This window comes from Sphingopyxis sp. (assembly GCF_036402335.1).
Taxonomy (GTDB): domain Bacteria; phylum Pseudomonadota; class Alphaproteobacteria; order Sphingomonadales; family Sphingomonadaceae; genus Sphingopyxis.
This window is the reverse complement of sequence record NZ_DASWTD010000175.1, coordinates 1-10,570: the sequence shown is the minus strand read 5'-3', so window position 1 is coordinate 10,570 and position 10,570 is coordinate 1. Positions and strand designations below refer to the sequence as shown.

Here is a 10,570-nt window from a genome sequence, read left to right as displayed (position 1 = left end):
GAAAGATTGACGCTCCCGGCAGCCTCCAGCAGATCGGTCTTCGGCTTTTCATAGATGATGCGGACCGTGCCGCCCATCGAGCCCGAACCATAGAGGGTGCCCTGCGGCCCGCGCAGAACCTCCGCCCGTTCGACGTCGAAGACGCGGAAATCGGGAGTACTGCCCGCCGCGTCGCTGGTCGTGCCAACCGATCCCGCCACCGGCGATTCGTCGTAGTAGACGCCCACGGTCGGCTCGCCGGCGCCGACGACGCCGCGCAGGATGACGCGCCGGTTGCCGGGGCCATTGTCCACGATCCGCAAGCTTGGCGTGTTCTGGGTCAATTCGGTGAAGCTCGTCGTGCCCGCCCGCTCGAGCGAATCACCCGTCACGGCCGAAATGGCCAGCGGCGTATCCTGGAGGCGCGTCCCGCGCTTCAGCGCCGTCACCACGATTTCGCCGCCCGTCGAATGCGTCGTGTCCTGCCCTTGCTGGACGTCTTGGGCGTCCTGTTCTTCCTGCGCCATCGCGGGCGAGACACTGGCCAGACATATGCCGGACAGCAGCAATGCGGTGCGCGTCGCCCGAGCGCCCCGACGAACATTTGTTCCTAGATTTCGCATTCAATCTTCCCCTTTTTTCGCTTTTTGGCCCGTTTTTGAATTTTTATGATGCTAACAGCTCCCCCCCCGAATGTACGCGGTATTTCCGTCGCAAACTCGAAGCTTATTCTCCATTCTGCAAGAAAAGCGTCATATCTTCGGATTGCCGAAAACGACTGACAGGGCTGTAAGCAATTCTCCGGGAAGGATCATCCCCCGGAGGCGATTCAAGCATTGATATTTATCTTATTGATAAAGTTTGACATTATTCAAAATTGTCGGGGAAAATTATTTCCGATAGGACAGAAGGCCGCACGGGGCTTTCAACGCCAAGGAAACGGCCAGAAGAATAATAATGATCGCTAACCGGTTCAGCGAAATAATCTTCGGGTCAGGGTCGCCATCGGACAGCGCCTCTCCGTCATTCAGCGGGGCGCGCGAGAGCGTATTCGGGCGACACGGCGGGCTTGGCGACCGGAGGCGCTGTCATGTCCGCGCAGGCGGGATCGCTGAAGCAGAGTGCAAGGCCGAGGGGTCAATCGATATTGCGCGCAATATCGCGCAGCTTATCCTCGCCGGAGCAAGCTATATGCCTTGCAACGGGTGGCCATATTCTTGCACGCGGCCATCACAAGCCCTGTGGCGCTACGTCGGCAATCGCCCCTGCCGCTCTATCCGGCCTATTCGTCGCGGTTGGATATATTCGTGAACGCCGCCCAGGCCCCGGGATGGACCCACGCCGCGCGCCATCCGGGAACCGCGCTTCCGTCGGGGCGCTTGCCGGTCCGAACTGCGTTCATTCCCGTCTGCAACGCCTGCGCACGCGTCATCTCCGGATTCGCCCGCCGCGCCATGAGCGTCTCGACCGTCAGCGCCGCGGTCGCATCGTCCGAAACGCGCCAGTGACTGGCGAGAAGCGCATCCGCGCCCGCGTAGAGAAAACCGCGGGCAAGCGCTGACAGGCTGTCGCTGCCGCCCGAATTGCTGGCCGATGCCGTGTTGCACGCGGAGAGGATGACCCAGTCCGCCGAAAGATCGAGCTGTGCCGCTTCGGTGGCGGTCAGCAGGCCATCGTCGAGGTCGCTCGGGGTCGCGGGCGGCGTCATGACGAGGCCGGGTTCGCCCAGCCCGAGTTGCGGATCGGGAAGCAGGCCGTGCGTCGCGATCGCGATCACGCGGCTGTTCGCCAGCGTGGGGTCCTGCCGCAACGCCGCTTCGGTCGCGCCGCGATCGAGCGTCAGGCTCTTGTCCGATGCGCCGAACAGCTCGGCCATCGCTGTCAACTCGACCTTCGTGCCCGGCAACGGTGCGAGCTTGCGAAGCGCGTCGGGGTCGGCGAGCGGCGAGCCCGCGTCGGATACCGCGTCGAAAACCCCGACCCCTGTCGCTGCGCGCGCGCCGGTATCGCCGCCGAGCAGGACGGGCGCGCCATAGCCGCGAAAGCTTTCGATGCCGGCCCGGGCGCGCGGGTCGCGCGCCAGCGTAAGCGACGCGACCGACGGCAGGCTAGTAAAGGCGTAGCGGTTGGCAAGCCATTGCGCGCGGGCCAGAACGTCGGGATCGGCCATGTCGGCGCCCGCCGGGAGGGCGGATGTGGAGAGTAATGCGAGCGGCAGATCGCCGAGCTTGCCCGAACTCGTCACATAAAGCCGCTTTGTGCCCTTGAGCAGCGGTTCGACGGGCTCGATGAGCGCCTGATACAGCGCGTGCGACGTATCGAGATCGAAGCGACGCTGGCCTTCCTGCTCCTTTTCGGTGGTCGGCAGCGTGTCGAGTTCGGCTTTGCGCGCGTCGGTGCAGGTCGCATAATCGACATCGCAGCGCAGATCGGAAACCTGTTTGAGGATGACGTCGATCTCGCGCCCCGGACGGCTCCAGCCAACGGCGGTCGAGGTAACGACGAACAGATGAAAGGTGTTCGCCGCCTCGGTCATCAGCAGCAGCGCTTCATCGGGACGGAGCGCCTTCTGCGTTTCGGCGAGGCTGATCGGACGCGGCGATACCAGCTCGCGATAGGCCGGATATTTGCGGTCGATCAGCGCGCTGACGTCTGCGAGTTGTGCCTGCACCGCGTCGAGTTCGCCGCGAAGACGCGTGACCTCGACCGGTTTGCGATCGCCGAGCGCGCGAAGCAGATTCTTGTCGAGCATGTTCGCCCGCGCCGCAAGATCCTGTTCCTGGCGCACTGCTTCGGCCATTTGCGGCGTCTTGGCGGCAGCGCGCGCGGCGGTTTGCAGCACGGCGCGGCCCGACGCCGAACTGATCGCGTCCTGGGCGGCAAGGAAGGCCCGATTCTGGATCGCAGACTGTCCCGCCGCGTCCGGTGTATCGCTCATCAGCGCAAAAGCCGCGTTCATATAGGTGGTATAGATGCTGCGGCCGGGATCGGCTTGCTGCCGGTCGAGCGCCGACAGCGTGACCGCATTCGCACCCGCGGCCGCCTGCTCGTTCAGGCGCCGCACGATCGCGACCGCCTTTGCCGCCGCCTGCTCCGCCTCGGCCGCCCGTCCCTGCCGCGCGAGATTGGACGCGATACGGCTATAGGCGTGCGCCGTGTCGATATGCGCTTCGCCGACCGTGCGGAGCAGGATTGCGAGCGACTGGCGATAATAGGGTTCGGCGGCCTTGTCGCCCTGCCCGCCCTCGGCGCGGACCAATGCGTCCCCCACATTATTATAGGCGACCGCCGTCAGCGGATGATCCTCGCCGAGCAGGCGGCGCCGGATATCGAGCGCCTTGGCCGTCATTTCGGCTTCTTCCTTGTGGCGGCCGAGCGCGCCGAGTGTCGAGCCGAGGCTGGTATAGGCCCACGCCGTTTCGGGATTGTCGTCGCCGAACCTGGCGCGGAAAATCCCGAGCGCGCGCCGCATCATCGGCTCGGCCCGATCGTTGCCGCCGTCGTCGCGCAGGTTGAAGGCAAGATTGAGGAGCGTCGTCGCATAGGAGGGATGTTCGGTGCCGGTGATCCGCTCCTGAATGTCGAGCGAGCGCCGATACATGGGTTCGGCCTCGATATAGCGCCCCTGCTCGTTCAGGATATGCGCGACATTGGCATAGAGGGTCGCCGTGCGCTGGCTGGTCTCGCCAAGCGAGGCGCGCGTGATATCGAGCGCCTTGCGAAACATCGGTTCGATCACGCTCGGCGGCTGACCCTGGCTTTCCATGTTGATCGCAAGATTGTTATACGCCTCGCCGGTCAGCGGATGCTCTTCGCCGAGCCGGGCGCGGCGGATGTCGAGCGCCTTGCGATAGGCGCCATTGGCCTCGGCGAAGCGTCCTTCCGACATCAGGGCGTAACCGACCGCGGTATAGCCCAGAGCTGCCTGCGGGCTGTCGTCGCCCTTGCCCGTCCGCCACAGGTCGAGCGCCTTGTTGGCGGCGACACCGGCTTCGGAATAACGACCCATGTCGCCCAAATTCACCGCATTGTTGTAATAGCGGAGCGCGATATCGGCGCTCGTTGTCTCCGGCAGTCCCTCGTCGATCGTGCGCGCCTTTTCGAGCAGCGGTTCGGCCTCGTCATAGCGGCCGAGGCTGCGCATGACGTCGCCGAGATTGCCGTAGGCGGCCGCGGTCTCGCCGTGCTTTTCGCCATGCACTTCGAGACTGGTAGCCAGCGCCTTGCGGAACAGCGTCTCGGCTTCCTTCATCTCGCCAAGCTCGGAGAGCACCGAGGCGAGGTTGGCCGTCGCGATGATCGTCTTTCCGTCCTTCTCCCCCCGCTGCGCGATCCGCTTTGCGAGGATCGCGCGCCGCAGCGGCAGCGCCTCGCCCGGCCGGCCCTGTTTGATGTAGTTGGACGAGAGGAACATGTAGGCGGTCAGCGTCTCGTCGTCGTCTTCGCCGAGCTGCGCGCGGTTGATGTCGAGCAGACGCTTCCAGAGGGGCTCCGCTTCCTTGAGCCGGTTCTGCGTTTCGAGGCTGCCGGCGAGCAGCCTGTAACCAAGGCTGGTGATCAGCCCGTCGGCGCCATAACGTTTCGTCGCTTCCTCGATCCAGCGGCGATAGACGCGTTCGGCCTCGACGGGTTTGTCCGCGCGCTCGAAGTCCATGCCCCTGTTGACGAGATCCAGCATCTTCTGCTGGTCGTCGCTGAACTCGCTTGCCGGTGCTTCCTGCGCAATCGCCGCGGGCATGCTCGCCCACAGCGGTGCCGCGGCGATCGCGGCGAGGAAGCTCAATCGGCGATGGGACATTATCGATCATCCTTTTCTGTCGGCGACGGGGAATCGCTCCCGCCGGTCTCGAAAGCCTTCGTAGCGGATCGAATGCGCAGGATTGTGATCAGGCTCACCATATCACCGGCAGCTAGCATGATGTTAAAGCGCCGAAAACCGCTGGCATGACGACCAGCCGCGCTTGCGCAGGCTATTAACGACGCGTTTCTGGGAAAAATCGCGGTATGGCAGCATATCCGTATCTATCATACGAATTTCATTGATTATTCGTTCAATGTGCGGTCGGTCACATCGACGATGCACGATCGCTCGCTAAGCGAAGCCGACGAGATGCATTTCAACGAATCGAAGGACGACAGACAATGGCGAATTTTTGCTCCGAATGCGGATCGGCGCTTTCCCCCGATGCGCGCTTTTGCGCGGAATGCGGCGCGGCGGTTTCCGGCACCGAAAATGCCGCCGCCCCCGCCGCCCCCGCCGCGTCGCCTGCCATCGTCCCGCCGCCGCCGATCATCGACGTTGAAGCCGACGGCGCTTCGCCCGCGCCGCGCCGGACCGGACTGCTTCTCGGCGGCGCAGCGCTGCTGGCCGTCGCGATCGGCGGCGGCGCCTGGCTCGGTCTTTCGAGCACGGAGGAGAAAAGCGGCACGGTAGAAAGTACCGGCGAGGGGCAGCATCATGCAACGGCGGAGACCGCAACGCTCTATACCGTCGCCGAGGCCAATTTGCGCGACAAGGCGTCGCTTCAGGGATCGAAAATCGTGGGGTCGCTGAAGCGCGGCGAAAAGGCGGCCGGCACGCTCGTGACCGACGAGCGCGGCAAGCAATGGCTCAAGCTCGATGGCGGCAGCGGCTTCGTCAGTCTCGCCAACCTGGCAAAAGCCGCTCCGCCCGCGCTGGCAAGCCTCGACGGCAGCGACCGCATCACGACCGCACAATGCACCGTGCTGGAAAGCGCAGCGGCGGGCGCCGCTTCGAAGATGGTCCTGAAGCCGGGCGCGGCGGTTCGGCTGGTCGGCGCGACCGCCGACGGCTTTACCGAAGTCGGGCTACCCGGTGGCGGCGTCGGCTATATGCCGGCGGCTTCGGCCTGCGCCACCGAACCGTCGCCGGCCAAAGGCGCGGTAGCCAATTCGCTCATCCAGTTCGACGCGCGCAGCTGTGAACTCGGCCCCGAGCTCGAGCCCTATTTCGAAAGGGCCCGCAAGGCACGCGACGGGCAGAATATCGAAGAGACGGCGGAAGAATATGACTTCCCGGTCGACAAGAAATTTCGCGGCCTGCGCGTGACCGCCGTGATCGTGGGCTATGAGTGGCAGGGTGTCGCGTTCGGCGATCCGGCCAGCAAGGTTCAGGCCGCTTTCCGGCAGATGGGTTTCACGATCGACAAGAACGGCGACTTTGCCGTCGACGACGATGTCGCCGTCTCGACGACGATCCGGCCCACCGATGCCGGTTCGAGGTCGCGCGGGCAAAGCGAGCTGATCTGCGGCGTCTGAACGGCAAGCCACGATGCTATTGCGCGGCGGGAGCCCTCGACCACCTCTCGCCGCGCAAGGCAGGTACATGGCTAGCTGAAAGCCGACAGCGACTTCAAAAGTTCTTTCGCATAGACCCTGCCGCTCGCCACTTCGGTCCCGTTCCGGAGGACGACGCATACGCCTCCGCGCGGCGATTTCCGCACGCTGGAGATCGCGCTGCGACGGATCAGCGCTCGGCGATGCACGCGGGCGAACTCCGTTTCCGGGAGGCTGAATTTCGCCTGGGCCGCCCTGATCGAGCCACGGACCAGATAGGATGCAGTTCCCGCATGCAACCGGACATAATCATCTTCGGCGGTGATCATATCGATATCCGCGCGCTGAACGCAGGCGATCGTTCCGGCGGTACCGCGCAGCCAAAGCTCGTCCTCCGGCGGGCATGGTTCCGGCTGGTGATAACCGGCGCGCAAATCATCGATGATGGCACGCATCTGCTGCATCTGTTCTTGCGCATCGTCGGCTTCCAGGCTGGCGCGCGACCGCGCGAGCGCGGCGTCAAGGCGCGAAAGCTCGACGGGCTTCAATATATAATCGACAGCATGCGCCTCGAACGCCCGGACCGCGAAATGATCGAACGCCGTCGCGAAGACAATCCGCGGGGTCCGGTCGGGCGGCAACCTGTCGAGCACATCGAAACCGGTGCCATCGCGCATCTTGATATCGAGCAACACGACGTCGGGGCGCATTTCGATGATCCGTTCGACAGCTTCGCTGCAATTGGAAGCCGAACCGGCAAGCCGGACATCCGGAATCTGACCGAGCATGAGCTCGAGACGGCGCAGGGCCAGCGGTTCATCATCGACGGTGAGGACCGACAATGTCACCGCATATACTCCAGCGGCAGATCGATGACCGCATGGAAACGCGAGGCACCGATCCGGTCGGTCTTCAGCGTCGCGGCCCCGCCATATCGCGTCAGCAATCGATCGCGGACGTTGCGCAGCCCCGTGTTCGTCCCGCAAACCTCGCCTCGCGCCGTCCCCTCGACGCAGTTGTTCTCCACCCCGATCTCCAGCCGGCGACCGGCCGATCGGGCGCGGATGGCGATGGAAAAGGGTCCGGCGTGCGATACGCCGGCACCGCCATGCTTGATCGCATTTTCCACGAGCGGCTGCAAAAGAAACGCCGGAACCGCCGCGCGCGCCAGTTCGGACGGAACATCGATAGTGAATTCAAGGTCGGGATAGCGCGTCTGTTCGATCTCCAGATAGGTCATCTGCAAGCCTATTTCCTTCGCAAGATCGATATCGACATCGGGATTGGTCGACAGGTTCGTGCGGAAAAAACCTGCCAGTCGCTCGACCATCGCATTCGCGTCCGCAGGCCGGCCATCCAGAATGAGTGCCGAAACCGAGTTGAAGCTGTTGAACAGGAAATGCGGATTGATCTGGTAATGGAGCGCCCGCAGCTTGGCCGACTGCGCCATGATCCGGAGCTGCGAGGATCGCCGTTCCTCCTCGCGTGCCTCGAAGCCATATTGCACCGCCAGATAAAGCCCGACCCAGGCAAGAAAGAACCAGGTCCAGGGCACCAGCGTGCGAATGACCAAACTGCCTTGCAACGCAACGTGGATCGGTTCTCCCTTGGCGTAGGTCAGTCCGAAATAGGTACACCATGCAAATAGCTCGGCCGCGACGAGCGAAGCGACAAGGACGATCGGCGCCTTTTTTCGCCACGGCCGCGAGCCCAGTTTCCGCAATACCACATGGATGCCATAACAAAGGCCAAGGCCTATGACGGTGAGCCCCAGCCGCACGGCAAGGGCCAGCCCGAGATTGGGATGATGGTCGAGTGCGTCGGCAACGAACAGCGCGAACGCATGGAGGCCCCAGAACGCACCGGTCAGCCAGAGAATGGCACGCACCTTCGGCCGTTCGAGGCCCCTCGCCTCGATCAATGGCGCAATTTCATAAATGTCATCTGGCGGAAATGCCGCAAGCTTGTTCATCGGGCCGTTATCGCACCAAGGCGCGCAGCTGTCGACGAACGTTCGACCGCAAATTCGGGACGTTCGCCCTCATGTTCGAATCGAATGTGCGGGCAAAGCACCGGGGAGGCTTCGCCCGCACACCGGGCCGGCACCGGAGGGGACTGATCCCCGGTGCGGCAATGGCGGCCCTAGAAGCGCAGGCTGGCGGTCAGGCTGAAACGGCGGCCCAGGACATCATAGGTGGTTGGATAGGTGTTGCCCGAATTCAGCGCGGTCGTTCCGACATAGTTGCTGACATTGGGCGGCTTCTTGTCGAACAAATTCTGCACCGACAGCGTAAGCCCGAACATATCGGCAATTTCGGTCCGGTAGGTCAGGTCGAAATAGCTGTAGCTGGGGATGCCGAGATAGTCGGGATTGATGCCGTCGACAGGAAGGATGCGTTCGTAATCGACCCCGTCGAACCAGCGCCACAGCAACGAGATGTCACCCGCACCCTCGATTTCGGCGGTCGCGCGCATGTTGAAGCTGAATTCGGGCGTGATCTCGCCGGCGAAGAAACCGCAGTTCGCGCTATACTGACCCACGCACTCGCGATTGATGCCAGCCGGCGATGCCTGGAATTTGGACTGCTCGGTCCAGTTGCCCGTCATGTCGAAGCTCAGCCGGCCGAACCCGGTCGCCATACCGTAGGCGACGCGCAGATCGACACCGGAGGTGACGATCGTTCCCTGGTTGGTCAGCACCGCGATCAGGCCCGGCGTATCGCCACCACCGTTGAGCGATCCGTTGAGCGGATTGCGGCGAATGAGGGCGCAGGCGGCTGCGTCGCCCTCGTCGAAACACGGGCCGAAGATGTCGTCGGGCGTCGGCAGCGTGATCGCATCGCTGATCTTGATATGATAATAGTCGGCGGTGATCGCGAGGCCGGGCACCTGTGGCGGGGTCACGACCAGTCCCAGCGTATAGGAATCGGCGATCTCGACGTCGAGGGCGGGATTGCCCCCGCTCGTGATGTTGATCTGGCCGGCCGATGGCACCGGGATGTTGCCGATGGTGCCGGCAGGAGCGCCCTGCGCGAGGCAGACCGCCGTCAGGCTTGCATTGCCCACGGGGTTGGTCCCCTGACAGGGATCTTCGGGAAGGTTCGACAGGCCCGTCGTGACCGGCGTGTAAAGTTCCGAAATGTTCGGCGAGCGGACCGAGTGCTGGTAGATGCCGCGGACCTTGAAGCCGCGGAACGGCTCCCATGTCCCGCCCGCCTTCCACGTCGTGCTGCTGCCGGTGTTCGAGTAATCCGACAGACGAATGCCGGCTTCGGCGGTCAGGCTGTAGATACCCGGCACATCCTCGACCAGCGGGACGATCAATTCGCCGAAGATCTCCTTCACATTATACGAGCCCGAAAAGGACGGCGAAGGCGCGCCCGTTCCCAGCACCTCGTCCTGCGTGCCGAAGGCGACGTCGGCGACCTGCGAAGCGCCATATTTGCGATATTCGGTGCCGAGCGCGAAGCCGATCGGCGTCTCGCCGGCGAGGAAGTTCGCAAACTCGCCCGACAGGCTTGCGTTGACGACCGACAGGCTGGTGCTGATCGTCGCCCCCGCGGGCTGGTTGAAAAAGGCGATGGACTCGGGCGAAATGTCGGTGCCGTCGCCGAAGAGATTGATCGGGACGCAGCCGTTTGAAGGGTCCGCGCATTCGGTCTCGCTCGTAGCGCGCAGCGCCTGCTGGACGCGCGATTTCAGACCCCAGCCGAGATTGCTGTTCTTGCGGTCGGATTCGCCGTGGAGCCCGTAGACGTCGAATTTCAGCGTGTCGGTGATCGATCCGCGCGCGCCGGCCCAGAGCTGGAACTGGTTGGTCGTGAGGTTGCGGATCCGCGGCCCCATCTCGATGAAGCGGCGATTGATCGCTGTCGCAACCTCGCGATAATTCGGATCGTTCGGGCCGGCCGCCGCGCCGGCAGCCGCGCAGTCGGCCACCGAGATCGCATTGGACGCGCAAACCTCCGAACGGACGGCGTCGGGCAGGAAAGGATTGTTGAGCGGTAGCCGCCAGGTGTCGCCGAACATCCCCGACGGCGCGAGGCTGAGCTGGACCTTCGACCGGGTGAACATGCCCTTGGCATAGACCTCGATGCCCTCGGTCACTTCATAATGGGCGGCAGCATAGGCATTATAGCGTTCGAGAGGGGTCTGGAAATAATTGGCGGGCGCGAAGTTGAAGGCATCGCGCGCGCCGACATAGGGCCGTAACGCCTCTGTCCCGGGATCGTAGATGCGGCCGTTAATTTGGGTCGGCGCGGTCGTTCCCGAACCGATCTGCTGGCCGTTGATG

6 protein-coding genes are annotated in these 10,570 nt (G+C 63.7%); 1 reads left to right on the top strand and 5 read right to left on the bottom strand.

From position 1 onward, the window contains the following. On the bottom strand, positions 1–548 hold a 548-nt coding region (locus VGD20_RS05475; protein WP_414714546.1), incomplete at its 3' end, for a TonB-dependent receptor plug domain-containing protein. 713 nt (positions 549–1,261) lie between these two features. Continuing rightward, the gene (locus tag VGD20_RS05470) at positions 1,262–4,777 is read right to left on the bottom strand and encodes a CHAT domain-containing tetratricopeptide repeat protein (RefSeq protein ID WP_331133481.1); all 3,516 of its coding nucleotides are present in this window, start codon (positions 4,775–4,777) and stop codon (positions 1,262–1,264) included. Positions 4,778–5,121: 344 nt separating this feature from the next. On the opposite strand from VGD20_RS05470, the gene VGD20_RS05465 reads away from it, so the two are divergent. After that, the gene (locus VGD20_RS05465; protein ID WP_331133480.1) at positions 5,122–6,258 is read left to right on the top strand and encodes a zinc ribbon domain-containing protein; all 1,137 of its coding nucleotides are present in this window, start codon (positions 5,122–5,124) and stop codon (positions 6,256–6,258) included. A gap of 71 nt (positions 6,259–6,329) precedes the next feature. Here the strand turns inward: VGD20_RS05465 and VGD20_RS05460 are convergent, their stop codons facing one another. The 3 genes from VGD20_RS05460 to VGD20_RS05450 form a co-directional block, all read right to left on the bottom strand. Further along, on the bottom strand, positions 6,330–7,124 hold the full coding sequence (locus VGD20_RS05460) for a LytTR family DNA-binding domain-containing protein (protein ID WP_331133479.1): 795 nt from the start codon (positions 7,122–7,124) through the stop codon (positions 6,330–6,332). Beyond that, entirely contained in the window at positions 7,121–8,197 is a 1,077-nt protein-coding gene (locus VGD20_RS05455) for a sensor histidine kinase (protein ID WP_331133478.1), read from the bottom strand. Before VGD20_RS05455 ends, VGD20_RS05460 begins: the two co-directional genes overlap by 4 nt. Positions 8,198–8,418: 221 nt before the next feature. Then, on the bottom strand, positions 8,419–10,570 hold a 2,152-nt coding region (locus tag VGD20_RS05450), incomplete at its 5' end, for a TonB-dependent receptor domain-containing protein (RefSeq protein ID WP_331133477.1).

Excerpts from the sequence above, each read along its gene's own strand:
- VGD20_RS05465 (WP_331133480.1), top strand. The coding sequence starts at position 5,122 with ATGGCGAATTTTTGCTCCGAATGCGGATCGGCGCTTTCCCCCGATGCG.
- VGD20_RS05470 (WP_331133481.1), bottom strand. The coding sequence starts at position 4,777 with ATGTCCCATCGCCGATTGAGCTTCCTCGCCGCGATCGCCGCGGCACCG.